Raw genomic sequence first — 25,528 nt, 5'->3', positions numbered from 1 at the left:
CCTGCGATAGCTGTCTAGAGGGTTTTTGCAGAAGCCGGGTTGATCATTCGCGTCAGCCCCAGGTTCTTCAGCGCCAGTTGCAGCGAGCTGTGGATAACTTGCGGGTTGTCGATGGTCATCAACTCGGCCAGCAGGTCCTTGGCCATGCTCAGCTCAACCTGACGCAACATCCACTTCACCTTCGGCAAGTTGGTGGCGTTCATCGACAGGCTATCAAAGCCCATTGCCATCAACAGCACCGCTGCCGCCGGGTCGCCGGCCATTTCACCGCAGATGCTCACCGGCTTGCCTTCGGCATGGGCGTCGCGCACCACATGCTGCAGGGCTTGCAGCACTGCCGGGTGCAGGTAATCGTAGAGGTCGGCCACCCGTGGGTTGTTGCGGTCCACGGCCAGCAGGTACTGGGTCAGGTCGTTGGAGCCGACCGAGAGGAAGTCCACTTGCCGCGCCAGTTCTTTGGCCTGGTACACCGCCGCCGGAATTTCGATCATCACGCCAATCGGTGGCATCGGCACGTCGGCGCCTTCGTCGCGTACTTCGCCCCAGGCGCGGTGGATCAGGTGCAGCGCTTCTTCCAGCTCATGCGTGCCGGAGATCATCGGCAGCAGGATACGCAGGTTGTTCAGGCCTTCGCTGGCCTTGAGCATGGCGCGGGTCTGGACGAGGAAAATTTCAGGGTGGTCGAGGGTTACACGAATACCGCGCCAGCCAAGGAAGGGGTTGTCTTCCTTGATCGGGAAATACGACAGTGACTTGTCGCCGCCGATGTCCAGGCTGCGCATCGTCACCGGCAACGGGTGGAAGGCGGACAGTTGCTCGCGATAAATCGCCAGCTGCTCCTTCTCACTCGGGAAACGTTGGTTGATCATGAACGGCACTTCGGTGCGGTACAGCCCCACACCTTCAGCGCCGCGCTGTTGCGCTCGGGCCACATCGGCCAGCAAGCCGGTGTTGACCAGCAGCGGCACACGGTGGCCATCGAGGGTGACGCACGGCAGCTCGCGCAGCGAATCGAGGCCCAGCGCCAGTTGTTTCTCTTCTTCCACCACCTCGGCGTATTGCTTGCGCAGCAGCTCGCTGGGGTTGGTAAAGACTTCACCACGATGGCCGTCGACGATCATGTCGATGCCGTCGACCTTGGAATACGGCAGGTCCACCAGGCCCATTACCGTCGGAATACCCATGGCCCGAGCCAGGATCGCGACGTGGGAGTTACCCGAACCCAGTACCGACACCAAACCCACCAACTTGCCCTCTGGCACTTCGCCGAGCATGGTGGCGGTCAGTTCTTCACTGATCAGGATGGTGTTGTCGGGGTAGACCAGGTTGGTGGTGCGGTCTTCCTGCAAGTAGGCCAGCAGACGGCGGCCGAGGTCGCGCACATCCGAGGCGCGTTCACGCAGGTAGGCATCGTCCATCAGTTCGAAACGGTTGACGTGATCGGTGACCACCTGGCGCAACGCGCCCTGGGCCCACTGCCCGGTCTTGATCACGGTTTTGACTTCGTTACCCAGGGACGCGTCGTCGAGCATCATCTGGTACACGTCGAACAGCGCGCGCTCTTCGGGGCGCAGTTGCGTGGCCAGCTTGGTCGACAGGTTGCGCATGTCGGCGCGCACGCCTTCCAGGGCAGTCTTGAACAGTTTGATTTCAGCGTCGATGTCATCGACGGTTTTGTCCGGCACCACATCCAGGTCGGCTGGCGGCAGCATGACCACGGCCGTACCGACCGCAGCGCCCGGCGAACCTGGCACGCCGACGAACTTGGCTTCCTGGATGCCCTTGCCCTGACGGCCCAGACCACGAATCGAACCCGTCGCCTCAGCGTGGGCAATAACCCCGGCGAGCTGCGCGCTCATGGTCACGAGGAAGGCTTCTTCGCCTTCATCGAACTGGCGGCGTTCTTTTTGCTGGATGACCAACACGCCGACAACGCGGCGGTGGTGAATGATCGGTGCGCCGAGGAACGAGGCGTAGCGCTCTTCGCCGGTTTCGGCAAAGTAGCGATAACGCGGGTGATCGGCCGCGTTTTCAAGGTTCAGGGGTTCTTCACGCGTCCCCACCAGGCCCACCAGACCTTCATTGGGCGCCATGCTGACCTTGCCGATCGAGCGCTTGTTCAAGCCCTCGGTGGCCATCAGCACAAAACGGTTGGTCTCTGGGTCCAGCAGGTAAACCGAGCAGACCTGGCTGCCCATGGCTTCCTTGACGCGCAACACAATAATCCCCAACGCCGCCTTGAGATCCTTGGCGGAGTTAACTTCCTGGACGATCTTGCGCAGCGTATTGAGCATGGCTCGGGGTCGAACTCCGTCGTCAGTCGCGCGCTAAAAGGCGCGGGGCAAGCTCTTTGAGAGCGCGACGATAAACCTCGCGCTTGAATGTCACCACCTGGCCCAACGGGTACCAATAGCTGACCCAGCGCCAGCCATCGAACTCCGGTTTACCGGTCAAATCCATTCGCACCCGCTGCTCGTTCGAGATCAGGCGCAAAAGAAACCATTTCTGCTTCTGGCCGATGCACAGCGGTTGGCTGTGGGTACGCACCAGGCGTTGCGGCAAACGATAGCGCAACCAGCCACGGGTACAGGCCAGAATTTGCACATCTTCGCGCTCAAGGCCGACTTCTTCATTCAACTCACGGTACAAGGCGTCTTCAGGGGTCTCGTCGGGGTTGATTCCGCCTTGAGGAAACTGCCAGGCATCTTGGTTGATTCGGCGAGCCCATAGCACCTGTCCGGCATCATTCGTAAGAATAATCCCGACATTAGGACGGAAACCATCGGGGTCGATCACGGCAACAACCTCGCAAACGCATGTCGCCGCATTGTTCCACAAAGGTTGTTCCAGCGGCAACGAGGCTTCTTACCTTATGTGCACTCTTGTGAAAAGACCGTATTCTGGACGCCTTTTTACAGACTTTTCAGCGAGTAACTGCAATGCGCCTGGCTTTATTCGACTTGGACAACACGCTTCTCGGCGGTGACAGCGATCACGCGTGGGGCGATTACCTCTGTGAGCGTGGGATTCTTGACCCGGTGGCCTACAAAGCCCGTAACGACGAGTTTTACCAGGATTACCTGGCCGGCAAGCTGGATAACGCCGCCTACCTGAACTTCAGCCTGGAAATCCTTGGCCGCACCGAGATGGCCCAGTTGGACGAATGGCACCGCGACTTCATGCGCGACTGCATCGCCCCACTGATGCTGCCGCTCGCCCTGGAACTGCTGGACAAACACCGCGCCGCTGGCGACAAGCTGGTGATCATCACCGCCACCAACCGCTTCGTGACCGCGCCGATCGCCGAGCTGCTGGGGGTTGAAACCCTGATCGCCACTGAATGCGAGATGGAAAACGGCCGATATACCGGGCGCAGCACGGATATCCCGTGCTTCCGTGAAGGCAAAGTGACGCGCTTGAATCGTTGGCTGGAAGAAACCGGGTACAGCCTGGAAGACAGCTACTTCTATAGCGATTCGATGAATGATTTGCCGTTGCTGGAGCAGGTAGCGCATGCGGTGGCGGTGGACCCGGACCCGAATTTGCGTGCCGAAGCCGAGAAGCGTGGCTGGCCGGTGATTACCCTGCGCGGCTGATGACGCCATCGCAGGCAAGCCAGCTCCCACACTTTAGATGTATTCACAGATCAAAATGTGGGAGCTGGCTTGCCTGCGATGAAGCCGCCTCGGTCCCAAGCCCTAAACCGGCTTGGCCACCATCAAATAGAAAATCACCAGAAACGCCAGAAACGCCGGCCAGCCCAGGCCAAACCACCAGCGCATATAGGTCGCGGCCTTGATCGGCATCGCCGTGCCATAGCGCAGCGCCTGCTCCGCCATCTTGTGCACACGAATCTGCAGCCACACCACCGGCAGCCAGCAGACACCCGCCAGCACATACAACGCGAACGTCCACTGCAACCAGCTCTGCTGCATCGACCAGCCCGCCAAGTACATCAAGCCGATGCCACTCAACGGCTGAAAAACCGCCGTGGTCGTGGTAAATGCCCAATCCGCGAACACCAGGTGTTTGAAGGTGACCGCGATCACTTCCACCTTGCCGCTGCGCCAGGCGCGCAAGGCGTAATACGCCGAGCCCGCACCCAGGCCAAACAGGATGGTCGAGGACAGGATATGCAGGGTTTTCAACAGCAGGTAAGCGTTCATCGGCGGGGCTCGGTCGAAAAAGGTTCAGTCCAGAGAAGGTTCAGTCCAGAGGAGCCAAAGGGTCGCCACCATGAGTACCAGATTTTTGGCGACCGCCGCGTAAGGATCAAACCAGTAATGGGGCAGGACTATGCTGATAATCACGGTATAGCCGCCCATCAACAGTAATTGCAGGATCAGCGCCGACCTGCGCCAGCGCGCAACCAGCAACCCCAGGCCCAACAGGCCATCACACACCGCCCCGGCGATCACGGCCACTGTCGCCCAAGCCCCCTGCACACCGGCCTCGGCCATGATGCGCAGGCCCCAGGCGTAACCCGGCCCAACGCAAACCGCCGCCGTCCCCAGCCAGATCAGCACCAATACCGCCAGCATCAGCGGGCGAATGGTGCGCTGGCTGCTTTGGGCCGCCGTGGGCCAGCCTTGCAGGCGTGAGGCTAACGGCGCGGCGGTGTAGCCGCAGACCGACGCCAGCACCTCGGGGTCGGCGACGTTATCCCGCTGAGCCAGGGCAATGCTTTGTGAGTTCAAGGCGCGCCAGCCCAGGCGATCACCCAGCCAGCCGCCCAACCCCAGCAATGGCGCTTGCAGGTATCGGCCTGCGCGCCAGCCTTGAGCGACGCGCAGGTGATCAATGACTTGAGCGAGCCGCATCGGTGCTGGCCCCACCAACGGCAGTACCAATGATTCGGCAGGCCACTGGCGCAACACGGCCAGCACCGCGCCGACCAGGTCGTCGATATGCACCGGCTGCAGTTGAGCGTTGAGGTCCAGCAATGGAATCAGCGGCCAGGGCGACAGCCCCGCCAACCAGGCACTGCTGGCGCCCCCCTCGCCCACCACCAGCGAAGGCCGCAGCACCACGGCGGGTACGCCAAGGCTCAGCAGATAGTCGTCAGCAGCGCCTTTGCTGGCAAGAAATGGCACATCCGATTGCGCTGAGGCGCCGAGGGCAGAGATCTGCAACACTCGCACACCGTGATGGGCGGCCAGATCAAACAGCGCGCGGGCGCCCTGATCCTGGACGCGGCTCAGCTCGGCCGCATCCACGCTCAGCAACCCCGCCGCATTGATGACTAAATCGACCGACTCAGGAAACACCCAGCAACCTGGGTCGGCAGCCAACCGGCCCAAATCCAGCGCCTGCCATTGCACCCATGGCCAGCCCTGACTTCGAGGCTTGCGACACGTCGCGATCACACTGTGCCCAGCCTGCTGCAGGGCGCGCAGCAAGTGGCCACCGACAAAGCCGGTGGCGCCGACAAGCAAAATATTCATACGGTTAAACCGGCTTGGCACCCATCAACCCGGCAATCGCCACAAACCCCACCAGACTGACCACCGCCAGCACCAGGGTGAAATTCAGGCTACCGCCCTCGCCCTTACGCAGGCGATTAAGCCGCGCCACCAGCCAGAACCACGCCAGTGCCGCCACGGTGTAGAGAATGCTGGAACCCAAAATCCAGGTTTGCCCCAGCGGCCAGCCGAGCAGATGCACCAGCCACCAGCCGGTGAACGGCATGCTGACCACGCAAACGCCCATCAGCAACCACACGAACGCCCACGGGCGTTGCACGGTAACCGCCGGGCCGGCGCTGCGTTTGCGCCAGGCCAGTACCGCCAGCCCGAGGCCGCTGAGCAACAGCAACACGGTGGCGGTGATGTGAATAACCTTGAGGGTGGTCAGCGTTTCCATGGTCTTGATTCCTTAAAAGGCCGCCCAGTCAGCGTAGTCGCTCAACCGAGGAACAGCTGGTAAGCCGGGTTTTCGCTTTCATCCCAATACGGGTAGCCGATTTCTGCCAATGCGGCCGGCACCAGGTGGCGCTCGTCTGTCGGCACTTGCAGGCCTGCGACCACACGGCCGTCGGCTGCGCCGTGGTTGCGATAGTGGAACATCGAGATGTTCCAGCGCCCGCCTAATTTGTTAAGAAAGTTGAACAGCGCGCCCGGACGCTCGGGGAATTCGAAGCGAAACACCAGCTCGTCGCTGACTTTGGCTGCATGGCCACCCACCATATGGCGAATGTGCAACTTGGCCAGCTCGTTTTCGGTCAGGTCCAGCACCGGGAAACCCTGGCTTGTGAGGCTGGCGATCAACGCGCTGCGCGGGTCGTTTTCCGGGTGAGTCTGCACCCCCACGAAGATGTGCGCCTCGCGGCCGGAGTGGTAGCGGTAGTTGAATTCGGTGATCTGGCGCTTGCCCACGGCCTCGCAGAACGCCTTGAAGCTGCCCGGTTGCTCGGGGATGGTCACGGCGATGATGGCTTCGCGGCCTTCACCCAGCTCGGCGCGCTCGGCCACATGGCGCAGGCGGTCGAAGTTGACGTTGGCGCCGGAGTCGATGGCCACCAGGGTCTGCCCGGTCACGCCACGGGTCTCCACGTATTTCTTGATACCCGCCACGCCCAGCGCGCCCGCAGGCTCGGTGATGGAGCGGGTGTCGTCGTAGATGTCCTTGATGGCCGCGCAGATTTCGTCGGTGCTGACGGTGATCACTTCGTCTACATAGTCTTTGCAGATATCAAAGGTGTGCTGGCCGATCTGCGCCACCGCCACGCCATCAGCAAAGATGCCGACCGTTGGCAGCACCACGCGCTCGCCTGCGGCCATGGCGGCTTGCAGGCAGTTGGAGTCGTCCGGCTCGACGCCGATGATCTTGATTTCCGGGCGCAGGTATTTCACATACGCCGCAATACCGGCGATCAGCCCGCCGCCGCCCACGGGTACAAAAATCGCGTCCAAAGGCCCAGGGTGCTGGCGCAGAATCTCCATCGCCACGGTGCCCTGCCCGGCAATGGTGTGTGGATCATCGTAAGGGTGAATGTAAACGTAGCCTTTTTCGTCGACCAGTTTCAGCGAGTAGGCCAGGGCTTCCGGAAAGGAATCACCGTGCAGCACCACTTTGCCGCCACGCGAGCGCACGCCTTCGACCTTGATCTCCGGCGTGGTCTTGGGCATCACGATGGTGGCTTTCACCCCCAGCACCTTGGCCGCCAGGGCCAGGCCCTGGGCGTGGTTGCCCGCAGAAGCGGTGACCACGCCGCGCGCGCGTTCTTCGGCGCTCAGTTGGGTCAGCTTGTTGTAGGCACCGCGAATCTTGAACGAGAACACCGGCTGCAAGTCTTCACGCTTGAGCCAGACCTTGTTGCCCAGCCGCTCGGAGAGCTGGCGCGCGGTCTGCAAGGGGGTTTCTACGGCAACGTCGTAAACGCGCGAGGTGAGGATCTTTTTGACGTACTGTTCAAGCATCGGAAAGCATCACTGGGCGGGTTGGGCAGGGCCAAGGAGTCTAACCCAGCGTTTAGCCGGGCGACCACACGAATCCCGAGGTTTTGTTGGGTTATACTCGCCGCCCTCGATAATTCCCCGCCCGTTCCGGAGCCCGCATGACCCAGGATCAACTCAAACAGGCAGTGGCCCAGGCCGCCGTCGATTTAATCCTTCCTAAACTCGACGACAAAAGCATCGTCGGTGTCGGCACCGGCTCCACCGCCAACTGCTTTATCGATGCACTGGCCCAGCACAAGGGTGCCTTCGACGGCGCCGTAGCCAGCTCCGAAGCCACCGCCGCGCGCCTCAAGGGCCATGGCATTCCAGTGTATGAGCTCAACACCGTGAGCGACCTGGAGTTCTACGTCGACGGCGCCGATGAAAGCGACGAGCACCTGAACCTGATCAAAGGCGGCGGCGCAGCCCTGACCCGCGAGAAGATCGTTGCGGCCGTGGCCAAGACCTTTATCTGCATCGCCGACGCCAGCAAGCTGGTGCCGGTGCTCGGCGCCTTCCCGCTGCCGGTGGAAGTCATCCCCATGGCCCGCAGCCACGTGGCCCGCGAGCTGGTGAAACTGGGCGGCGACCCGGTGTACCGCGAAGGCGTGCTGACCGACAACGGCAATATCATCATTGATGTGTTCAACATGCAGATCACCAACCCGGTGGAGTTGGAGACGCAGATCAATGCGATCGTTGGCGTGGTGACCAATGGCCTGTTCGCGGCGCGCCCGGCGGATGTGTTGCTGCTGGGTACTTCCGAAGGCGTGAAAACCCTCAAGGCCTAAAACTCACGGCCTGGCTTTATGTGGGAGCTGGCTTGCCTGCAATAGCATCACCTCGGTCTGACTTAAAGACCGAGGCGTCTGCATCGCGGGCAAGCCCGGCTCCCACACAAGCCAGCTCCCACAGGAGGCCTCATCGTTTAGAAGATCCGTGTAACAAAACCGCTACTTTTCGCAGCACCCCCGCCCAAAACCGTGCGCCACGTCACGGCATCCCACGCCTTTATTGGTATCAAATCCGTTACAAATGACAGCCAGGCGACCCAAGCGTTTAACAATGCGCCACTTCGCGCTCGCCCAGGGAATGAGGCGCGCATTGTGCAAAGGGTCTGAGCTGAAAAACTTCAATCACCTCAAGGAAGACCTTGTGATAAAGCCCCTCGCCCTCGCGATCAGCGTGGTCGGCAGCCTGCTGTCGGCGCAAACCCAGGCCTACGATTACGGCCAGCACGCCAATACCACCCTGGAAAAGCTGATCAACGATTACCCCGGCCGGTATCGCGGCACGGCCAATTTCGCCGGCGCGGCAGATTGGATGCAAAGCCAGATGGGTTCGGCCTACAGCCTCAGTCGACAGAACTTCACCTGGAACAACGGCACTCGCGCTGCGCAAAACGTGGTGGCCTATGCTGCGGGCACTAAACCGCAATACGTGGTGATTGGCGCGCACTTCGACACCTACTTCGGCCGCCCGACCTTACAAGGCCTGGACGACAACGGCTCCGGCGCCAGCGTGCTGACCGAAGTGGCGAAGAACCTCGGCGGCTTGCAGCTGGAAAACGGCCTGCAAGTGGTCGCCTTCGGCGCCGAAGAGGAAGGCCTGCGCGGCTCCAAAGCTTTTGTCGATTCACTCAGCGCCAGCCAACGCGCGAATATGCTGGCGATGATCAACCTCGACAGCCTGATCACCGGCGACATGATGTACGCCCACGCAGGCCAGAACAGCACCGCCAACCCCGCGCTGGCATCGCTGCGCGAACACACCTTCCAGATCGCCAGGGAATTGAACATCCCGTTGTTCACCAACCCCGGCCTGGACCCGCAATACCCCAAGGGCACCGGCTGCTGCAGTGATGGCGAGCCGTTCGAACCGCTGAAGATCCCGATTCTGTATATCGAAGCCACCAACTGGGAGCTGGGCGATCTGGACGGTTACACCCAGACCAACAACCCGAAAATCCCCGGCGGCTCCACCTGGCACGACCCGGCAGAAGACAACAAAACCGTGCTGACCAATGCCTTCGGCCAGGAACGCATCGACCAGCGCCTGCGCGATTACTCGCGCCTGCTCAGCCGCCTGGTGTTGGAACTGACCAACGCCGACCTGCTGGCCTCGACCGCCTCGGGTGGCGCCGTTGCGCGCAACATGCAGGACAACCTGCAACGCCAGCATCAGGCCATGGTGCGCCTGCATGATCGCCGTTGGTTGACCTTGCAAGCGGCCAGCCGCGAGGTCGGAAGCTTCGATGGCGAAATCGGCATGGACGGCGAATACACCCCGGACAGCGGCTTCGACAGCCCGCTCAACCGCGATGCCCGACGCCTGGGCGTACACGCCTTGGGCGACTATCAGCTCACCTCCAGCCTGAATATCGGCGCCAGCCTCAGCTACCTCAATGGTCGTGACAAGCTGCAGCAGCGCGGAAAACTCGACAGCGACACCTGGCAGGCCGCGGTCTATGCCTTGCTCAACGATGGCGGCCCAAGCTGGCTGGCGGGCGATTTGAGCATTGGCCATACGCGTTTTGAGGCCAAGCGCAACCTGCTGATCCAAGCCAATGGCGGCCCGGTGCTGCTCAATCAACAACTGAGCGGCAACACCGACGCACTGTCCCTGGGCGCACGCGTACTCGGCGGTTATGACTTCGACTTCGGCGCAATCAAAAGCGGGCCGTTTGCCGGCCTGGACTACAGCCATTCGCGTATCGACAAGTTCCACGAGAAACAGAACCTGCGCACCGCGCTGGAGTACGAAGAACAGTCTTTCGACTCCCTGGAAGCCAGCCTCGGCTGGCGCGTGCGCGGTGCCGTCGCCCTGCCCTATGGCCTGAGCCTGATGCCTTACGGCGACATCGCCTGGGTCAAGGAGCTGGCCGATGGCCGTCTCGATGACCTGCAATTGACCGCCCGCGCCGATGGCCAGGCGCGCACCGCCAAGCTGGGTTCAGTGGACAAAAGCTTTGGCCGCGCGCAAATCGGCAGCCAGTTGGCGATCACCCCGCAGTTGGGTGTGTACGCCGAGGTCAACAGCCGCCTTGGGCACGCCGAGGGCAGCCAGACCGGCTACTCCCTGGGCGTGCAATGGATGTTTTGATCAGGGCTTTTTGAACACGTAAAACAGGTTCGGCTCGCTGACCAGGTACAGCGAGCCCTCGTCATCCATGGCGATCCCTTCGGCCTGAGGCACGCGTTTTTTCAGGCCATGGCGCCCGTTGAGCAGGGAAAGACTGCTCAACGGGCGACCATCGATGTCCAGTTCCAACACCAGGAACGACTCATCCGACAGCGCCAGCAAATGCCCGCTGCGCTCGTCGTATTGCAGGCTCGACAGGTCGCGCACAAACAGCCCGGCATCGCGCTTGGGGTTGTTGATCACATGCACCGAGTAGGTTTTTTCCGGTTTGAAATGGGGAAACCCGTGCACCTCGTAAATCAGCATCGGGTCGCGCTCCTTGGCCACGAACAGGCGCTTGCCCACCGAGTCATAGGCCAGCCCTTCGAAACCCTTATTGCCGCCAAGGTGTACGCCCAGGGTCATCTGCTCCGCGTCGGCGGCGTCGAGAAATTGGGTGTCGTCATTCACGTGCACCTTGATCAGCCGCTGCTGGGCTTCATCGCTGATCACATAAATGTTGTCACTGATGAACTCCACCGCCTCGGCATCGCCAAAGCCCACCAACGGGATACGCCGCAGGATCCTGCCGTCCAGGGACAACTCGATCAGCTCGGCGTTTTTATTAGTGACCGTAAACAGGCTTTTGCGTATCGGGTCGTAAGTGAGGGCCGAGACATCATCGTCGAGCCCTTCGATGACCTTGGCTTCCAGGCTGACCCGGTAATCATTCAGGCCAATGGAGCGTTCATCGGCAGGATGGCGCCAGTGTTGAAGGTTGAACCAGGCCCGCTCGAACAAGCGAAAGTTCTGCGCGACCGCCCCGGCAATCACCAGAGCGAGCAGCAACAGGATAAAAAACGCGGGTTTGGGGCGGGCGAGTCGACGCATCAGGCAAGCTCAAAGTCAAAAAGTGGCGAATAAGTATCACGCCCGTCTGAATTTAAACTTAAACGCAGTCGACTGTCTGGCGAATGCCGCTGATAGCGAAGTATCCGACGTAATCGTCGGCTATTTCTGCTTCTCGAAACGATAGAACAGGTTGGGTTCGCTGACCATGTACAAGGTGCCGGCTTCGTCCATGGTGACGCCTTCGGCACGCGGGATGGTGTGCTTGAGGCCATTGAAGCCGCCGAGCAGGGTCATGAAGCTGACTTGCTCGCCCTGCGCGTCCAGCTCCAGCAGCAGATGGGAATCGGCCGACAGCACCAGCAAATGCCCGGTGCGCGGGTCGACGGCCAGGGCTGAGAGGTTACGCATGTCCAGCTCGGTGCTGGCGATCTTCTGCTTATCGCCGGTCAGCGTGGCGCCATCGCTTTTCCAGGTGAACAACGCCGGTGGGCGCTCTTCCCCGAGCACGATCTGCTGGTTGCGCTTGTCCCAGGTCACACCTTCAAATGCCTTGTTCTGGTCCTTGGACGGGCCAAGGTCATAGTGCTTGAAGTCGGCATAGTTCAGTTGCTGGGTGCTGGCGTCGACGTTCACCACGCTCAAGGTGTGCATGCGCTCGTCGACAATGGCCATCAGGCCGTTTTCCATCACTGTCACGCCTTCCGGGTTGTTCCAGCCGTTGAGCGGCATCTTGCGCAACACATCGCCTTGCAGGTTCAGCTCAACCAGGAAAGGGTTTTTGCCCATCACGGAAAACAGGGTTTTGGTCTGCGGGTTGTAGGACAGGTCCGAAGCCTCGTCCTTTTCCATGCCGGGCAGCAATTTGCCATCGATCACCGCGTGGTAATCCGGCAGCCAGACGCTGGCCTGGCGTTCGGCCGGGGTTTCGAACCGCTCAGCGATCCACAGCACCCCACGGTCGTCCCAATGCATCGCCCAGGCAACGCCATACACAATGGCCCCGACCAGAAACAGCCAGGAATACCAGCGTAGGGCAAAACGTGAACGGGGCTTGGAAGTGAGGGTAGGCAGGGACACGGCCATTGAGCGCTTTTCCGCAGAGTCAGCTTTAGGTGATAGCACAGGATCAACAGGCCCGCGCGCAGGAGGCTGGGGATTATCCGGATGGCGTGTGAAAAAAATGCAAAACCAAGCGCGCGTAAACCAGTGTGGGAACTGATTTGTGTGGGAGCTGGCTTGCCTGCGATGCAGACGACTCGGTCTTTCAGTTAGACCGAGGCGAGGCTATCGCAGGCAAGCCAGCTCCCACACGAGCCCGCCCCCACATTTTTGACCGTTTTGCCTGGTTCTTAGCGAACGACGCTTTCGAAACGGCTACCGCCACCCAATTCCAGCACCAGCTCATCGCCCACATTCAACGGGCCTACACCGGCTGGAGTGCCGGTGAGGATCACATCACCCGCCTGCAGCGAGAAGCAGCCGGCCATGTGCTGGATCATCGGGACGATCGGGTTGAGCATCTGCGAGCTATTGCCGTCCTGGCGCACTTCGCCGTTGATGGTCAGGCGAATGCCGATGTCGGTCACGTCGGCAAAGGTGCTGCTGACCACAAAGGGGGCAATCACGGCGGCGCCGTCAAAAGACTTGGCGATTTCCCACGGCAAGCCCTTGGCTTTCAGCTCGGCTTGCTTATCGCGCAGGGTCAAATCCAGGGCCGGAGCGAAGCCGGAGATGGCATCCAGCACTTCTTCACGGCTGGGCTTGGTCGACAACGGTTTGCCGATCAACACCGCGATTTCCGCTTCGTAGTGCACCGAACCGCGCTCGGTCGGAATGGCGAAACCGCCTTCCAGCGCGACCACGCAACTGCCCGGCTTGATGAACAGCAACGGCTCGGTCGGCACCGGGTTGTCCAGTTCCTTGGCGTGTTCGGCGTAGTTACGCCCGATGCACACCACTTTGCCCAAGGGAAAGTGGATGTTGGTGCCGTCGACATACTTGTGCTGGTAGCTCATGAAACGACTCCTTCAGGGCGGTTAAACAGCGAAGATCTTGCCAGGGTTCATGATCCCGTTCGGGTCGAACACCGCTTTCACTGCTTTCATGTATTCGATTTCAACCGGGGAACGGCTGTAGGTCAGGTAATCGCGCTTGGTCATGCCCACGCCGTGTTCGGCAGAGATTGAGCCGTTGTACTTCTGGACGGTCTCGAACACCCACTTGTTCACGGTGGCGCACTTGGCGAAGAACTCATCCTTGCTCAGGTTTTCTGGCTTGAGGATGTTCAGGTGCAGGTTGCCGTCGCCGATGTGGCCGAACCAGACGATTTCGAAGTCCGGGTAGTGTTCGCCGACGATCGCATCAATTTCCTTCAAGAACGCTGGCACTTTGGAGACAGTGACCGAAATGTCGTTCTTGTACGGCGTCCAGTGGGAAATGGTCTCGGAGATGTACTCGCGCAGTTTCCACAGGTTGTGCAGTTGGGTTTCGCTCTGGCTCATCACGCCGTCCAGCACCCAGCCCTGCTCTACGCAGTGCTCGAAGGTTTCCAGGGCGTGGTTGGCAACTTCTTCGGTGGTGGCTTCGAATTCCAGCAGCGCGTAGAACGGGCAGTCGGTCTCGAAGGGAGCCGGCACGTCGCCACGGCCCATGACCTTGGCCAGGGCTTTGTCGGAGAAAAATTCGAAGGCGGTCAGGTCCAGCTTGCTCTGGAACGCGTGCAATACCGGCATGATCGAGTCGAAATCGGTGGTACCGAGCACCATCGCGGTGAGATTTTTCGGCGCACGGTCCAGGCGCATGGTGGCTTCGACCACAAAGCCCAACGTCCCTTCGGCACCGATAAACAGCTGGCGCATGTCGTAGCCGGTGGCGTTCTTGATCAGGTCGCGGTTCAGTTCCAGCACGTCACCCTTGCCGGTGACGACTTTCATGCCGGCCACCCAGTTGCGGGTCATGCCGTAGCGAATCACCTTGATCCCGCCGGCATTGGTGCCGATGTTGCCGCCGATCTGGCTCGAACCCGACGAAGCGAAGTCCACCGGGTAGTACAGGCCTTTTTCTTCGGCGACGTTCTGCAATTGCTTGGTGACCACACCCGGCTGGCACACGGCGGTGCGGTCGGTGAGGTTCACATCGAGAATCTGGTTCATATAGTCAAACGAGACGACCACTTCGCCATTGGCCGCCACCGCAGCGGCCGACAAACCGGTACGACCACCCGATGGCACCAGCGCCACCTTGTGTTCATTGGCCCAACGGACGATGGCTTGGACCTGCTCGATGGTCTTGGGAAAGACGATAGCGGTAGGCGCGGGGGCGAAGTGCTTGGTCCAATCCTTGCCGTAAGCCTCCAGGGAGTCTGCATCGGTCAGCACTTTGCCAGGCTCAACCAGGGTCTTCAGCTCATCAATCAGGGCAGGATGGGTCATCGACGGAACTCTCGAACAATTCATGGTCATCCTGAGAACGCTTCACGTCGCAGGAATGGGTGTTTAGCGGGGCACGTATGCTAGCATACCGCCCCCGCAGGACAGAGCCCAAGGGCGTTCTGCGGTGACGGCTTTCCTGCCGTCCGGGTCAGCTCTGTGCCCTGATTTGCCAATACGTTTCTGTTTGACGAGCGGCTGTTGTTGTCAGGCAAGGCGCCGCGACGAGTCATAGCTTGCTATGGGGAGGAGCGGCAACGCAGCATGGCGGCAACAGACGCCGTCAAACAGGAACAGTATTGGTGAATCAGGGCACATCCTGCTGCTCGATTCCCTGCCATTTTTCTCCGGGATACAGGTTTACGCAGATGAGCAAGACTTCTCTCGATAAGAGCAAGATCAAGTTCCTTCTTCTGGAAGGCGTCCACCCATCGGCTGTCGACGTACTGAAAGCCGCTGGGTACTCCAGCATTGAGTACATCACCAGTTCTCTGCCGGAAGCCCAGTTAAAGGAAAAGATCGCCGACGCGCACTTTATCGGCATTCGCTCCCGCACTCAGCTGACCGAAGAGATCTTCGACCACGCCAAGAAACTCGTGGCTGTCGGCTGTTTCTGCATCGGCACCAACCAGGTCGACCTTAACGCTGCGCGCGAGCGCGGTATCGCGGTGTTTAACGCACCGTACTCCAACACCCGTTCCGTTGCTGAGCTGGTGCTGGCCGAGGCGATCCTGCTGCTGCGCGGCATTCCTGAGAAAAACGCTTCCTGCCACCGTGGCGGCTGGATCAAAAGCGCGGCCAACTCCTTCGAAATCCGTGGCAAAAAGCTGGGTATCGTCGGTTACGGCTCGATCGGCACGCAGCTGTCGGTGCTGGCCGAAGGCTTGGGGATGCAGGTGTTCTTCTACGACACCCTGACCAAGCTGCCATTGGGCAACGCCACCCAAGTGGCGAGCCTGACCGAGCTGCTGGGCATGTCCGACATCGTCACCCTGCACGTACCGGAAACCGCTGAAACCCAGTGGATGATCGGCGAGAAGGAAATCCGCGCCATCAAGAAGGGCGGCATCCTGATCAACGCGGCACGCGGCACCGTGGTTAAGCTGGACGCCCTGGCCGACGCGATCAAGGACAAGCACCTGATCGGCGCCGCTATCGACGTGTTCCCGGTAGAGCCACGCTCTAACGACGACATCTTCGAAAGCCCGCTGCGTGGCCTGGACAACGTGATCCTGACTCCGCACATCGGCGGCTCCACCGCTGAAGCTCAGGCCAACATCGGCCTGGAAGTGTCGGAAAAGCTGGTCAAGTACAGCGACAACGGTACCTCGGTGTCTTCGGTCAACTTCCCCGAAGTGGCGCTGCCGGCTCACCCTGGCAAGCACCGCCTGCTGCACATCCACCAGAACATCCCTGGCGTGATGATGGAGATCAACAAGGTCTTCGCAGAAAACGGCATCAACATCTCCGGTCAGTTCCTGCAGACCAACGAGAAGGTTGGTTACGTGGTTATCGACGTCGACGCCGAGTACTCGGACCTGGCGCAAGAGAAGCTGCAGCACATCAACGGCACCATTCGTAGCCGCGTGTTGTTCTAACGCTTTGAACGCTGCACAAAAAAGGGAGCCTTCGGGGCTCCCTTTTTTTTGTCTGAACAAATCTTACTTGACGTTAACCGTGATGACTTTCGAGGCTACAGTCGGGTTGAACTGCATGTGCAGTTTGTCGCCAGCTACCAGTTGCAAGGTGTGCTTGCCTGGGGTGAGGGTCAACTCGGTCTCGGTCTGGGCCTTGCCGTAGTGGATCACGGTGTCGGTGGCCGGGATCGGCACGCTGGCGTCCGGCAGTTCTTTCTGGTCGATCAGCAGGTGGTGGTGGCCGGTGCCTGGGTCCTGGCTGGTCGCTGGCGCCAGTTTCAGGCCTTCCATACCGAACTTCACAGTGAAGGTTTTATCGACGGTGGCGCCGTCTTTTGGCGACACGATAAAGACTTTGGCGCCTTCCGGTGGTGCGCTGCGCGGGATACCGTCAGCGGCTGTGGCCAACATCGAAGCACCCAGCAAGAGGCTGGCCAGGGTTGCACGGGACAAAAGGGCTTTCATTCGCTTCTCCAGTTTTACGGTGAAATCTGTAGGGTTATGACAACTTCGCGACAAATTGCTGTCCAAGGCACTCAACACCATAGCAAGCGATGCTCAATGGCGCCTCGCACGCACAAATTCTTTAGGAGCGACCATGCGCTTTGTGCCTGGCCTTGTACTTTTACTGCCCCTGTTGAGCCCACTGGCTCACGCCGAACTGATCGATGACGTGTTTGATCGCGGCGAACTGCGCATCGCCCTGGAGGCCAACACCCCGCCGTACAACTTCAAGGACGGTGACAAGCTAACCGGTTTTGAAGTGGAGCTGGGTGAACAATTAGCCAAGGAAATGGAGGTTCGCCCCTCGTTCATCACTGTCGATGACGCCGACCTGCTGCCGGGTGTGGAAAGCGGCAAGTTCGACGTGGCCATCAACCATATCGCTATGACTGCCGCGCTGCAGGATCGGTTCGATTTCAGTGAGGCCTATAAGCAAACACCTGAGCTGGCCATTCCATTCCAGAAGGGCAACCCGGCATTCAAAAGCAGCCTGGACAATGCATTACAGCGGGTGAAGGCCGATGGTCGCTTGAAGGCGCTGACGCAGAAATGGTTTGCACCTGAGTGAAACACAGTCGATGTGGGAGCTGGCTTGTGTGGGAGCTGGATTGCCTGCGATGGCGGCATGCCAGTCGACACCGCTATCGCAGGCAAGCCAGCTCCCACATTTGATCTGGGTTGAACCTCAAAGTTGTGCCAGGGCAATTGCCGCCTCAGGCAGCTCCAGTTCACTGAACACGCGCACGCCATGGCGCTTGAGCAGCGCCGCCGTCACGCCTTCGCCGCTGACCTTCACGCCGCTGAAGGTGCCGTCATAGGTCAGCAGATTGCCGCAGGACGGGCTATTGGCCTTGAGAATCGCGATGCGGATGTTATGCCGCTGCGCCAACGCCAGTGCCTGGCGGGCGCCGTCGAGGAAGGCGGCGCTGAAGTCTTCGCCCTCGGCCGTCAGCACTTGCGCACGCCCTTCCCACACATCAATGCCCTGCCCGCCCGGGATCTCGGCGGAGGGACGCGGTGTCGGCAAACCGCCTGATACTTCCGGGCAAATCGCAACCACCCGGCCTTCGGCCTGCCAGGCCGCCAATTGATCGAAGGGGCCGCTGGCGCCACCGTCGTAGCGCACCTTGTGCCCGAGCAGGCAGCGGCTGATCAGAATCTTTTGCATGGTTAAAACGGCTCGTTACCGCGTCGGCGAAACCAGCCGGTCAGGGACAGGCGTTCGCGCGTGGCGGGCAGGACTTCGTGGGGCACCTCCCCGGACAGGAACACCACCAGGCTACCGCCGGTGGGTACCACATCGTATTCCACGCCGCCCTTGAGGTACATGCGCAACTGGCCGCCATGCTCAGGTAACCAGGCGTCATTCAAATAGACCACTGCCGAGACCATGCGCCGGTCATCGTCGCGAAAACGGTCCAGGTGCTTGAGGTAAAACGCCCCTGGCGGGTACATCGCGAAGTGGCTTTCGAAATCTTCCAGGCCCAGGAACAGGCTGCGGTTCATGGCCAGGCGCAGGCTGTCCATCACGCTCATGTAGCTCTCGCAGACAGCGGCGTCGCCCTCCTCCAGCCACTGGATATGGTCGCCGCGAATACCCTCGCGTATCTCCTGCGCGGGGCCGCGTCCTACAGCCGCCGGGGCCAATTCACCCTCAGCCGCACGTTTACGGCACTCAGCCGCCAACTCCAGGGTCAGAGCCTGGGGCAGGAAGCCGTTCTGCTGCGACCAACCTTTTTCGGCCAGGTCGTCGACGATGCGTTGCAGCAGCGGGTGTTCGAGGGATATTTGCATGGCGCGCATAGTATCCATACGCCTATGAATCCGACAGAGCCGCCGAGCGTCTGAACACACTTTAGTCAGGTGACTGATAGGATTTCTCGACAAATCCTACGCCCGACACGGACAATAGTGGCCGACTGACAGGAGTCCCTATGCGTCGTTTGTTTTTTTCCTTGCTGATGTTCTGCGTTTTGCCCGCCTGGGCAGACGGCCATGACCAGTTGTACAAGGTCGCCGGCTGGGCCGAACAACGTGCGCATTTTAATGACGCCCTGAGTGCCGCACAGCAACGCTATCGCAATAGCCTGCCGCCGGCGGTGTACCAGGCGCTGGTGGATAACAGCAATAAACGCTTCGCCGCCCAGGCCGTGGACCAGCGGGCCGAGGCGCAATTGCGCAAAAACCTGGCGGACCCGAAACCTGCCCTGGCGTTTTTCCAGTCGCCGTTGGGTCGCAAAATCGTTGCAGCTGAATTGCTGGCCACGCGCCGCGACCAGTTGGCAAAAAATGCCAAGGGCCTGCCGCACATCGAAGCCGACGCCACCCGCAGCCTGATCATCGGCCACCTGGCCCAGGCGCTGCCGGCCCGTGAAGCCGGCGCAGAAGTCAGCCTGGCGATTGCCGGCGTAGCAGCCGACAGTTTGAGCCAGATGATTCCCGGCCTGTTGGGCGGCGGTCAGGCGCAAGGCATGTTGAACGGCCAACGTGAGCGGCTGATGCAGCAGATCGGCAATGACTTGAACAACACACTGTTGTACGTCTATCGAGATTTGTCCGACCCGGAACTGGAAGAATTCGCCACGTTTGCGGAGTCGCCGGACGGTCGGGCGTATTACAAGGCGGCGCTGGCCGCGATTCGCGCCGGACTTGCAGTAGGTCAAAGCACTTCCAGCCTGACGCAATAAGTAATGTGGAAACAGGCTTGTGTGGGAGCTGGCTTGCCTGCGATGGCATCAACCCGGTGTGCCTGATACAGCTAGGTGTCTGCATCGCAGCGATGCGGCGACCCGACAAGCCAGCTCCCACATTTGAACGGTGTTACTTCAGATGATCCGTCAGGAATTTGAAGTACTCTTCGCGAATCTCGGGAATCTCATTGGCCAAGTGATGCCGACCACGCGGCAGCATCAGCACCTGCGGCTGATCGAACTTGCCCCGCAGCACCTGCAAGTTGTGCTGCCAGTCCACCGTCATATCTTCCTCTCCCTGCACGATCACCGGCCGCCGTGGGCTTTGCGGCGCAGCTTCGATGCGTTTGATCCAACGCGCCAGCGCGCCCACCCACGCGGTCGGCAGTTGGCGCGGCTGTAGCGGGTCAGCTTCCAGGAAGGGTTTGAACTTGGGATCGTGGGTGTTCTCGCTGAACCGCCGCGCAATGCCTTTGACGAACGGGCGCAGCAGGTAATAGCTGACCTGCGACCAACCCCATGCACGCGGCCGTACCAGGGGCGAGAGCAGGAAGGTCTTGCCCTGGGCCGGGCTGTCGGCGCCGTGGTTGAGCAAATGGTCCACCACCACCGCACCGCCAGTGCTTTGCCCGAACAGGTGCCACGGTTGCGGCAGTTGCAAGCTGTGGGCCTGCGCAAACAGCGCCTGCACCACGTCCTGGTACACCGAAAAATCGTCAATACTGGCGCGCTCGCCACTGGAAAGACCGTGGCCCGGCAAGTCGCAGGCAATCACCACAAAACCTTGATCCAGCGCCCAGTCCACCACATGCCGGTACAGGCCCATATGGTCGTAGAAGCCGTGGTACATGAACATTGTCGCCACCGGCGCAGACGGCCACCACACCTGCGCTACCACCTGGAAGCCATCCACTTCAAAACGGCCCAAACGGCTCACGACGGGTACTTTGCGCGCCGCCAGGTCCAGCCCATAGAAACGCTGGTAGACCCGCGCCTCGGCGCTGAGCGGTTGCGCATCCACCAGTGGCCGCAAGCTCTCGCGCAGATGATCGGGGTCAAAACTCACAGGCATAAAGGCTTCCAGACTGACGGTGAAGATGAATATCGAGCTGCGATATTCATCTGTCAGGGCAAGCATGGCAAGCTACGCGACCTTCGAGGATAGTTCCGAATGCGACAACCCTACCGCTCCGCCTTGTTTGCCGGCCTGCTGTTGGTCATCTGCGCCGGCGTGCTGTGGGCGGCTTATGACTGGTTCCAGGGCCGCTATTTGCGCGCATTCAGCGAACACACCGCGGTGTTTTCCGGTGATGCCCTGCGCCTGCCCGCCGAACTGGCAGGCCCAGGCCCGATTCGCCTGGTGCACTTCTGGGACCCGGCCTGCCCCTGCAACGTCGGCAACCAGCAGCACCTGGGCGAACTGATCGAGCAATACGCGCCCCAGGGCGTCGAGTTCTATGCCCTGCAAAAGGCCGGCAGCCACGGCCAACTGCCCGACAATTTGCGCAAAATGAAACCGCTCAATGCCCTGCTCGGCGCCGACCAAGTGCCGGCGACTCCGGCCGTAGGCATTTGGGATCGCAGCGGCAAACTCGCGTACTTCGGGCCGTACAGCGAAGGGCTGACGTGCAATTCGAGCAACAGCTTTATCGAGCCTATCCTCAAAGCCCTGGAGGCCGGGCGCGAAGTCGATGCCACCCACACCCTGGCGGTGGGCTGCTATTGCCAGTGGAGCAAGGCGTCAAACTGAACGCTGGCTGTTTGACCGGCAAACTCCGATAACCTGGCCGGCAGGCTCCTGTATTGTAAGCGTCCAGCGACATTGCAAGCAGACGCGAGACTCCATGAGCCAGTTAACCATCATCCTCTGGATGCTCAACGTTATCGTCGATACGTCCGGCCAACTGGCGTTCAAAGCCGCCGCCTCGGCCAGCGCCGAGCATGACGGCCTCGCCCACTGGAAACACATGCTCAAGCGCCCGTGGATCTGGCTGGGGGTGATCTGCTATGTCTTCGAATTCGTGTTGTGGCTGGCGTTCCTGACGCTGGTGCCGTTGTCGGTCGGCGTGATGCTGGGTTCGATCAACATCGTGGTGATCATGATTGCCGGGCGTTTCCTGTTCAAGGAAAGTCTGAGCAAATGGCGGTTGATCGGCATCATGCTGATCGCCTGTGGCGTGACCGTCGTAGGGTTTGAATGATGAAACGTTTTTATATCCTGGGTTTTCTCGCGCTGATCATTTTCGACACCTTGGCGCAGGTCAGTTTCAAATTTGCCTCGGTGCATGCCGAACCGTTGACCATGGACGTCGCGTGGCTGGCCCGGGTGTTTGGCGCACCGTGGATCTACGGCGCCTTTGTCGGCTATATCGGCGCGTTTTTTACCTGGATGACCTTGCTCAAATACGCCCCGGTAGGCCCGGCGTTTGCGGCCTCGCACCTGGAGTTGATCAGCGTGACGCTGATCTCGGTCTGGCTGTTCGATGACACCCTGACCTGGCCGAAAATCATCGGCGGCGCGCTGATCATCGCGGGCATCCTGTGCCTGGCGCGCAGTGAAGACAAAGAGAGCAAAACCGTCGAGGCCGAACCTTCGCAGCCACTGGTGTCATGAACAAAGAAATCCCGCCCACCGCCGGCCTGCCCTTGCGCGGGCGGGATTTGCTCAGTTTATCGGGCGACCTCGCCCAGTCGCTGGCCCGCCAGTTTTCGATTCCACTGCCTGCACTGCCCTGCTCCGGCACCGCCGCGCTGATCATCGCCTTGCGCGTGTTGCAGCAGCGCATGCCTGGCCGCACTCGGCTGATTGTGCCTGCGTACACCTGCCCATTGGTGGCATTGGCCGCGCATTACTGCCCGCCGTTACGGGTGGTGCCCTGTGATTTGCAGCCCGGCAGCATTGACCTCGACGAGCAACACCTCAAGCAACTGTGCGACGACAGTACCCTGGCCGTGGTGGTCACCCACCTGGCCGGGCGCGTGGCCGATGTGGACGCCGCCAAGCGTATTGCCGAATCAGTCGGCGCCGTGGTGATCGAAGACGCCGCCCAAGCCCTGGGCGCCCTCGACGATGGCCGCAGCGTCGGGCTCAAAGGCGATGTGGGGTTTTTCAGCCTGGCGCTGGGCAAAGGCCTGACCACGGCCGAAGGCGGCGTGCTGTTCAGCCGCGACCCGGTGCTGCATCAGGCATTGCACCGCCAGTGCGCGCAAGACCTGCCCTTGAGCCTGCGCTGGGAGCTGCAACGCAGTGCCGAACTCTGGGGTTACGCGCTGCTTTACCAACCGCGCGGCTTGCACTACGTGTATGGCAAGGCGTTGCGCACGGCGCTGGCACAGGGTGATGAAGTGGCCGCCGTGGGTGATGATTTTTCGGTCAACGATATCCCGCTGCACCGCCTCGGCGGTTATCGGCAGAAGGTCGGCGCCGCCGCACTGGCGCGCTTGCCTGACTACTTGCAACAAGGCCGTACCCGCGCCTTACGCCGGGCGGCGCGCTTGAATGACTTACCCGGCGTCGCGGTGATCATGGACCGGCTGGGGCAGCAAGGCACCTGGCCGTTTTTGATGGTGCTGATGCCGACCGCGCAGGCGCGTGATGCCGCCATGGCGCAACTGTGGACATCCGGGCTCGGCGTGACCCGCCTGTTTATCCACACCTTGCCGGACTACCCCGCCGTCGTCCCGCTGTTGCAACCGGGCGGCGACATTAGCCAGGCCCAGGCATTTGCCAGCCGCACCCTGTCGATCAGCAACAGCCATTGGCTGACGGACGAACACTTCGAAAGCGTATTCGCCCAGCTAAAAGCTATTGTCGCCACCCCTGATTGATACGCGCCACCAGCCGGCCATTCAGCTCGTTCTGCTGCTGTTGCCAGATCTGCACCTGCGCCGGCGGCAGTTCTTCCTGGCCATCGGAGGCACTTAACCAGCGTTTGAACTTGCTCTCATAGTGGTAAGCCGACACATCGCCGGTGATGTCCGCCCCGATGATCCGGCCCTGGCAAGCGTCGATCAGATCGTTCAAATGCTGCTCCAGAAACTCGCCCTGGTCCCAATTGGTGTTGACCACTTCGGGGCTCAGCACGTCTTTGTCGATGGACAGGTAAACCGGCAGTGAACGGTCGAACTGCGCCAGGAACGCACGCATCAGCTCATCGGCGTTGCCGAACGCACGGTTGCTGCGCCCAGCGCCGATCCAATTCATCCAGCGCGTGTCGACGTTGACGTTCCAGTAAGTCAGCTTGCGCTTGAGCAGCGGCGACCAGTGATTCTCCCAGGCATGGCCCAGGCCGATATCCTGGGAACCGATGCCCAACACATGCACATGCTCGACCTGCGGCAAACGGCTGGCCCAGTAAACCCATGAGCCACAATGGATGCCGAACGGGTAGCGCATGTTGTCAGGGTGGTTGTCGCAAATGATCAGTTGGAATTTCTGCTGCGTCGGCAGGCGGTTCAACAGCAGCTGGCTGAGGTGGTGATAATCGCCGCTGCCGGTGAACACACAGCCGTAATCGCTGGGCATCTGCGCGTGCAGGGCGGTTTCCAGCTCCTTGAACTGCGCCCAGCGGCAACCGAAGCGGATTTTTTCCTGCCAGGCCTGCATGGGCAAGGTAATCGCGCCGGGAATGTCACTCACGGCACTGTCAAAATCGAGGATCAGCGGCGCGCGGTCCTGGCTCATTCGGATTTCTCCTGCTGCCACTGCGCATCGCTTTCAAAGTGATGACGGAAACGGTTGCCGAGCTTGCGCAGCAGCGGGTTGCGGATCCAGACCAGATGACGGGTGAAGGTAAAGTCGGCGCCGAGGCTGGCCTTGACCTGCGGGTCGGTCCAACCCGCCACATAAAATTTCAGCCCATTGGCCACGGCGTATTCCAGGTTCACAAACCAGCTGACGAAGTACAGGTTGAATTCCAACGCTTGTGGGTAGTTGAGTCCGATGTACTTGTCGAGCAGCTTGTCGCCCTCTACGTAGCACAGGTTGTAGCCGATCAGTTCGTCGCAGTGCCAGTAGCAGAACACCCGCCCGTTGCTGGCGGCGTCCTGCAACAAGCTGCGGAAAAACGCCGGGGTCAGCAGGTCAAAGTGAATCTCGCTCTGGTCGTACACCGCCTTGTACAGGCTGTACAACTGCGCAAGCCACGCCTCATCGTTGAAGCGCGCATCGCCAGTGTCCAGGACTTCCACCCGCAACGCCTCGCGGCTGCGCAGTTTGCGTCGGATATTGCGTCGACGGCTGTGGGACAAACGCGCCAGGTACTCGTCGATGCTGCTGAAGTTGATCGGCACATAGGCCAGCGCCTGGCCTTCGAGGCAGATAAAGCCGCGCCGGGTGCAGTCCTCGATCAAGGCTTGGGCGTAGCGGTTGTCTGCGTCGCTGAGCAGCGGCGAGTCACAGGGCAGATCTTTGACGACTGTGAGTTTGCGCTGCGGCGCGCACTCTTCTTGCAGCCACTGCGCGAGGTCCTGGGGTGACACGTTGCGGGGCAATGGCGAATATTCGCTGACCGTGGTGCCGACAAAGCAGCTGTCGATACGCAGCCACGCATTCCAAAGACCAAACCCGGGCCAGCCGCGCACACGCTTCACGAACTCGTCTTCAGCCGTCGTCAGCAGGTCAAATGGCGTGAAGAAGTACGGCAGGCCCTCGGCGGACAGCCGGGCGTCAAAGCACTCCGGCGGGTGCTGCAAAAACCGGCCGATCAACGAGGGCGCTTCCAGGCAGCACGCGTAGGCAACCTCGGGGCGGCTGGAGTCTGGGGTAGGTTGCGTGGCGCAAGTCATGGAAAAAAGCTCAAAGATGACCGGCGCAATAGTAGCGTACTCGACACATTCGGCACTTGAACCTCGGCTGTCGC

Annotated in this window: 26 protein-coding genes and 1 pseudogene; 11 read left to right on the top strand and 16 right to left on the bottom strand. The window is 60.7% G+C overall.

Features of this window, described 5'->3' with window-relative positions; genetic code table 11:
* Positions 1 to 14: 14 nt before the first annotated feature.
* Positions 15 to 2,294, bottom strand: coding sequence for a phosphoenolpyruvate--protein phosphotransferase (gene ptsP, locus AOA62_RS28170; protein ID WP_017139499.1), 2,280 nt, complete (start codon positions 2,292 to 2,294; stop codon positions 15 to 17).
* A 22-nt stretch (positions 2,295 to 2,316) separates the two neighbouring features.
* Positions 2,317 to 2,796 (bottom strand): RNA pyrophosphohydrolase, encoded by a 480-nt coding sequence (locus tag AOA62_RS28165; protein WP_003176750.1) that lies wholly within the window; start codon positions 2,794 to 2,796, stop codon positions 2,317 to 2,319.
* Between the two features lie 143 nt (positions 2,797 to 2,939).
* On the opposite strand from AOA62_RS28165, the gene AOA62_RS28160 reads away from it, so the two are divergent.
* Entirely contained in the window at positions 2,940 to 3,596 is a 657-nt protein-coding gene (locus AOA62_RS28160; protein ID WP_099550314.1) for an HAD family phosphatase, read from the top strand.
* Between the two features lie 102 nt (positions 3,597 to 3,698).
* On the opposite strand, the gene AOA62_RS28155 is transcribed toward AOA62_RS28160, so the two are convergent.
* From AOA62_RS28155 to ilvA, 4 genes are read right to left on the bottom strand one after another with little or no spacing between them, the layout of a single operon-like run.
* Positions 3,699 to 4,166 carry a DUF2269 domain-containing protein gene (locus tag AOA62_RS28155; RefSeq protein ID WP_099550313.1) on the bottom strand — a complete coding sequence of 156 codons (468 nt, stop codon included), beginning with the start codon at positions 4,164 to 4,166 and terminating at the stop codon, positions 3,699 to 3,701.
* Between the two features lie 24 nt (positions 4,167 to 4,190).
* A complete protein-coding gene (locus tag AOA62_RS28150) occupies positions 4,191 to 5,444 on the bottom strand; it encodes an SDR family oxidoreductase (RefSeq protein ID WP_099550312.1) in 1,254 nt (417 codons plus the stop codon).
* A gap of 4 nt (positions 5,445 to 5,448) precedes the next feature.
* Complete coding sequence (locus AOA62_RS28145; RefSeq protein WP_017139504.1) at positions 5,449 to 5,862, bottom strand: DUF2269 family protein; 414 nt, start codon at positions 5,860 to 5,862, stop codon at positions 5,449 to 5,451.
* Between the two features lie 41 nt (positions 5,863 to 5,903).
* A complete protein-coding gene (ilvA, locus tag AOA62_RS28140) occupies positions 5,904 to 7,418 on the bottom strand; it encodes a threonine ammonia-lyase, biosynthetic (RefSeq protein WP_017139505.1) in 1,515 nt (504 codons plus the stop codon).
* Positions 7,419 to 7,555: 137 nt separating this feature from the next.
* On the opposite strand from ilvA, the gene rpiA reads away from it, so the two are divergent.
* Positions 7,556 to 8,227, top strand: coding sequence for a ribose-5-phosphate isomerase RpiA (gene rpiA, locus AOA62_RS28135; RefSeq protein WP_005792336.1), 672 nt, complete (start codon positions 7,556 to 7,558; stop codon positions 8,225 to 8,227).
* A gap of 364 nt (positions 8,228 to 8,591) precedes the next feature.
* The gene (locus AOA62_RS28130; RefSeq protein WP_099550438.1) at positions 8,592 to 10,538 is read left to right on the top strand and encodes an autotransporter domain-containing protein; all 1,947 of its coding nucleotides are present in this window, start codon (positions 8,592 to 8,594) and stop codon (positions 10,536 to 10,538) included.
* On the opposite strand, the gene AOA62_RS28125 is transcribed toward AOA62_RS28130, so the two are convergent.
* From AOA62_RS28125 to AOA62_RS28110, 4 genes are all read right to left on the bottom strand, one after another.
* Entirely contained in the window at positions 10,539 to 11,447 is a 909-nt protein-coding gene (locus AOA62_RS28125; protein WP_017139507.1) for an SdiA-regulated domain-containing protein, read from the bottom strand. It abuts the gene before it with no gap.
* Between the two features lie 120 nt (positions 11,448 to 11,567).
* A complete protein-coding gene (locus AOA62_RS28120; protein WP_017139508.1) occupies positions 11,568 to 12,491 on the bottom strand; it encodes an SdiA-regulated domain-containing protein in 924 nt (307 codons plus the stop codon).
* 266 nt (positions 12,492 to 12,757) lie between these two features.
* Complete coding sequence (locus AOA62_RS28115; protein WP_017139509.1) at positions 12,758 to 13,423, bottom strand: fumarylacetoacetate hydrolase family protein; 666 nt, start codon at positions 13,421 to 13,423, stop codon at positions 12,758 to 12,760.
* A gap of 21 nt (positions 13,424 to 13,444) precedes the next feature.
* Positions 13,445 to 14,839 carry an FAD-binding oxidoreductase gene (locus AOA62_RS28110; protein ID WP_065912281.1) on the bottom strand — a complete coding sequence of 465 codons (1,395 nt, stop codon included), beginning with the start codon at positions 14,837 to 14,839 and terminating at the stop codon, positions 13,445 to 13,447.
* A 365-nt stretch (positions 14,840 to 15,204) separates the two neighbouring features.
* On the opposite strand from AOA62_RS28110, the gene serA reads away from it, so the two are divergent.
* Positions 15,205 to 16,434 (top strand): phosphoglycerate dehydrogenase, encoded by a 1,230-nt coding sequence (serA, locus tag AOA62_RS28095; RefSeq protein ID WP_017139511.1) that lies wholly within the window; start codon positions 15,205 to 15,207, stop codon positions 16,432 to 16,434.
* Positions 16,435 to 16,497: 63 nt separating this feature from the next.
* Here serA and AOA62_RS28090 read toward each other — a convergent pair whose 3' ends face one another.
* Entirely contained in the window at positions 16,498 to 16,938 is a 441-nt protein-coding gene (locus AOA62_RS28090) for a DUF4399 domain-containing protein (RefSeq protein ID WP_017139512.1), read from the bottom strand.
* A gap of 133 nt (positions 16,939 to 17,071) precedes the next feature.
* Here AOA62_RS28090 and AOA62_RS28085 point away from each other — a divergent pair, with 133 nt between their 5' ends.
* On the top strand, positions 17,072 to 17,545 hold the full coding sequence (locus AOA62_RS28085; protein ID WP_017139513.1) for a transporter substrate-binding domain-containing protein: 474 nt from the start codon (positions 17,072 to 17,074) through the stop codon (positions 17,543 to 17,545).
* A gap of 117 nt (positions 17,546 to 17,662) precedes the next feature.
* Here AOA62_RS28085 and AOA62_RS28080 read toward each other — a convergent pair whose 3' ends face one another.
* Together AOA62_RS28080 and AOA62_RS28075 are read right to left on the bottom strand one after the other, a co-directional pair.
* A complete protein-coding gene (locus AOA62_RS28080) occupies positions 17,663 to 18,145 on the bottom strand; it encodes a DUF523 domain-containing protein (RefSeq protein ID WP_017139514.1) in 483 nt (160 codons plus the stop codon).
* A gap of 2 nt (positions 18,146 to 18,147) precedes the next feature.
* The gene (locus AOA62_RS28075) at positions 18,148 to 18,780 is read right to left on the bottom strand and encodes a 2OG-Fe(II) oxygenase (RefSeq protein WP_099550311.1); all 633 of its coding nucleotides are present in this window, start codon (positions 18,778 to 18,780) and stop codon (positions 18,148 to 18,150) included.
* A 131-nt stretch (positions 18,781 to 18,911) separates the two neighbouring features.
* On the opposite strand from AOA62_RS28075, the gene AOA62_RS28070 reads away from it, so the two are divergent.
* Entirely contained in the window at positions 18,912 to 19,664 is a 753-nt protein-coding gene (locus AOA62_RS28070) for a DUF2059 domain-containing protein (protein WP_099550310.1), read from the top strand.
* A gap of 133 nt (positions 19,665 to 19,797) precedes the next feature.
* Here AOA62_RS28070 and AOA62_RS28065 read toward each other — a convergent pair whose 3' ends face one another.
* On the bottom strand, positions 19,798 to 20,739 hold the full coding sequence (locus tag AOA62_RS28065) for an alpha/beta hydrolase (RefSeq protein WP_099550437.1): 942 nt from the start codon (positions 20,737 to 20,739) through the stop codon (positions 19,798 to 19,800).
* Positions 20,740 to 20,838: 99 nt separating this feature from the next.
* On the opposite strand from AOA62_RS28065, the gene AOA62_RS28060 reads away from it, so the two are divergent.
* The 4 genes from AOA62_RS28060 (at position 20,839) to AOA62_RS28045 (ending at position 23,495) form a co-directional block, all read left to right on the top strand.
* A complete protein-coding gene (locus AOA62_RS28060) occupies positions 20,839 to 21,417 on the top strand; it encodes a DUF6436 domain-containing protein (RefSeq protein ID WP_017139518.1) in 579 nt (192 codons plus the stop codon).
* 94 nt (positions 21,418 to 21,511) lie between these two features.
* Complete coding sequence (locus AOA62_RS28055; RefSeq protein ID WP_026013873.1) at positions 21,512 to 21,868, top strand: EamA family transporter; 357 nt, start codon at positions 21,512 to 21,514, stop codon at positions 21,866 to 21,868.
* Positions 21,868 to 22,281: a multidrug efflux SMR transporter gene (locus AOA62_RS28050; RefSeq protein ID WP_017139520.1), complete on the top strand. Its 414-nt coding sequence runs from the start codon at positions 21,868 to 21,870 to the stop codon at positions 22,279 to 22,281. Before AOA62_RS28055 ends, AOA62_RS28050 begins: the two co-directional genes overlap by 1 nt.
* The gene (locus AOA62_RS28045; RefSeq protein ID WP_099550309.1) at positions 22,278 to 23,495 is read left to right on the top strand and encodes a DegT/DnrJ/EryC1/StrS family aminotransferase; all 1,218 of its coding nucleotides are present in this window, start codon (positions 22,278 to 22,280) and stop codon (positions 23,493 to 23,495) included. The genes AOA62_RS28050 and AOA62_RS28045 overlap by 4 nt, the downstream gene beginning before the upstream one ends.
* Here AOA62_RS28045 and AOA62_RS28040 read toward each other — a convergent pair.
* Entirely contained in the window at positions 23,473 to 24,306 is an 834-nt protein-coding gene (locus AOA62_RS28040) for a hypothetical protein (protein WP_368665716.1), read from the bottom strand. The genes AOA62_RS28045 and AOA62_RS28040 overlap by 23 nt on opposite strands.
* On the opposite strand from AOA62_RS28040, the pseudogene AOA62_RS32700 reads away from it, so the two are divergent.
* A pseudogene (locus tag AOA62_RS32700) lies at positions 24,272 to 24,343 on the top strand (hypothetical protein); the annotation flags it as partial. The gene AOA62_RS28040 and the pseudogene AOA62_RS32700 overlap by 35 nt on opposite strands.
* A gap of 4 nt (positions 24,344 to 24,347) precedes the next feature.
* Here AOA62_RS32700 and AOA62_RS28035 read toward each other — a convergent pair.
* On the bottom strand, positions 24,348 to 25,454 hold the full coding sequence (locus AOA62_RS28035; protein WP_099550308.1) for a GNAT family N-acetyltransferase: 1,107 nt from the start codon (positions 25,452 to 25,454) through the stop codon (positions 24,348 to 24,350).
* Positions 25,455 to 25,528: the final 74 nt, after the last annotated feature.

It is taken from the genome of Pseudomonas sp. 2995-3, from assembly GCF_002742565.1.
GTDB lineage: Bacteria > Pseudomonadota > Gammaproteobacteria > Pseudomonadales > Pseudomonadaceae > Aquipseudomonas > Aquipseudomonas edaphica.
Note: the sequence above shows the minus strand (reverse complement) of the source record. Positions and strands in the feature narration are given on the sequence as shown.

What these genes read in the sequence shown, in the direction of transcription:
- ptsP (WP_017139499.1), bottom strand. Translation starts at nt 2,294, where the DNA reads ATGCTCAATACGCTGCGCAAGATCGTCCAGGAAGTTAACTCCGCCAAG.
- AOA62_RS28160 (WP_099550314.1), top strand. Translation starts at nt 2,940, where the DNA reads ATGCGCCTGGCTTTATTCGACTTGGACAACACGCTTCTCGGCGGTGAC.
- AOA62_RS28155 (WP_099550313.1), bottom strand. Translation starts at nt 4,166, where the DNA reads ATGAACGCTTACCTGCTGTTGAAAACCCTGCATATCCTGTCCTCGACC.
- AOA62_RS28150 (WP_099550312.1), bottom strand. Translation starts at nt 5,444, where the DNA reads ATGAATATTTTGCTTGTCGGCGCCACCGGCTTTGTCGGTGGCCACTTG.
- AOA62_RS28145 (WP_017139504.1), bottom strand. Translation starts at nt 5,862, where the DNA reads ATGGAAACGCTGACCACCCTCAAGGTTATTCACATCACCGCCACCGTG.
- ilvA (WP_017139505.1), bottom strand. Translation starts at nt 7,418, where the DNA reads ATGCTTGAACAGTACGTCAAAAAGATCCTCACCTCGCGCGTTTACGAC.
- rpiA (WP_005792336.1), top strand. Translation starts at nt 7,556, where the DNA reads ATGACCCAGGATCAACTCAAACAGGCAGTGGCCCAGGCCGCCGTCGAT.
- AOA62_RS28125 (WP_017139507.1), bottom strand. Translation starts at nt 11,447, where the DNA reads ATGCGTCGACTCGCCCGCCCCAAACCCGCGTTTTTTATCCTGTTGCTG.
- AOA62_RS28120 (WP_017139508.1), bottom strand. Translation starts at nt 12,491, where the DNA reads ATGGCCGTGTCCCTGCCTACCCTCACTTCCAAGCCCCGTTCACGTTTT.
- AOA62_RS28115 (WP_017139509.1), bottom strand. Translation starts at nt 13,423, where the DNA reads ATGAGCTACCAGCACAAGTATGTCGACGGCACCAACATCCACTTTCCC.
- AOA62_RS28110 (WP_065912281.1), bottom strand. Translation starts at nt 14,839, where the DNA reads ATGACCCATCCTGCCCTGATTGATGAGCTGAAGACCCTGGTTGAGCCT.
- serA (WP_017139511.1), top strand. Translation starts at nt 15,205, where the DNA reads ATGAGCAAGACTTCTCTCGATAAGAGCAAGATCAAGTTCCTTCTTCTG.
- AOA62_RS28090 (WP_017139512.1), bottom strand. Translation starts at nt 16,938, where the DNA reads ATGAAAGCCCTTTTGTCCCGTGCAACCCTGGCCAGCCTCTTGCTGGGT.
- AOA62_RS28085 (WP_017139513.1), top strand. Translation starts at nt 17,072, where the DNA reads ATGCGCTTTGTGCCTGGCCTTGTACTTTTACTGCCCCTGTTGAGCCCA.
- AOA62_RS28080 (WP_017139514.1), bottom strand. Translation starts at nt 18,145, where the DNA reads ATGCAAAAGATTCTGATCAGCCGCTGCCTGCTCGGGCACAAGGTGCGC.
- AOA62_RS28075 (WP_099550311.1), bottom strand. Translation starts at nt 18,780, where the DNA reads ATGCGCGCCATGCAAATATCCCTCGAACACCCGCTGCTGCAACGCATC.
- AOA62_RS28070 (WP_099550310.1), top strand. Translation starts at nt 18,912, where the DNA reads ATGCGTCGTTTGTTTTTTTCCTTGCTGATGTTCTGCGTTTTGCCCGCC.
- AOA62_RS28065 (WP_099550437.1), bottom strand. Translation starts at nt 20,739, where the DNA reads ATGCCTGTGAGTTTTGACCCCGATCATCTGCGCGAGAGCTTGCGGCCA.
- AOA62_RS28060 (WP_017139518.1), top strand. Translation starts at nt 20,839, where the DNA reads ATGCGACAACCCTACCGCTCCGCCTTGTTTGCCGGCCTGCTGTTGGTC.
- AOA62_RS28055 (WP_026013873.1), top strand. Translation starts at nt 21,512, where the DNA reads ATGAGCCAGTTAACCATCATCCTCTGGATGCTCAACGTTATCGTCGAT.
- AOA62_RS28050 (WP_017139520.1), top strand. Translation starts at nt 21,868, where the DNA reads ATGAAACGTTTTTATATCCTGGGTTTTCTCGCGCTGATCATTTTCGAC.
- AOA62_RS28045 (WP_099550309.1), top strand. Translation starts at nt 22,278, where the DNA reads ATGAACAAAGAAATCCCGCCCACCGCCGGCCTGCCCTTGCGCGGGCGG.
- AOA62_RS28035 (WP_099550308.1), bottom strand. Translation starts at nt 25,454, where the DNA reads ATGACTTGCGCCACGCAACCTACCCCAGACTCCAGCCGCCCCGAGGTT.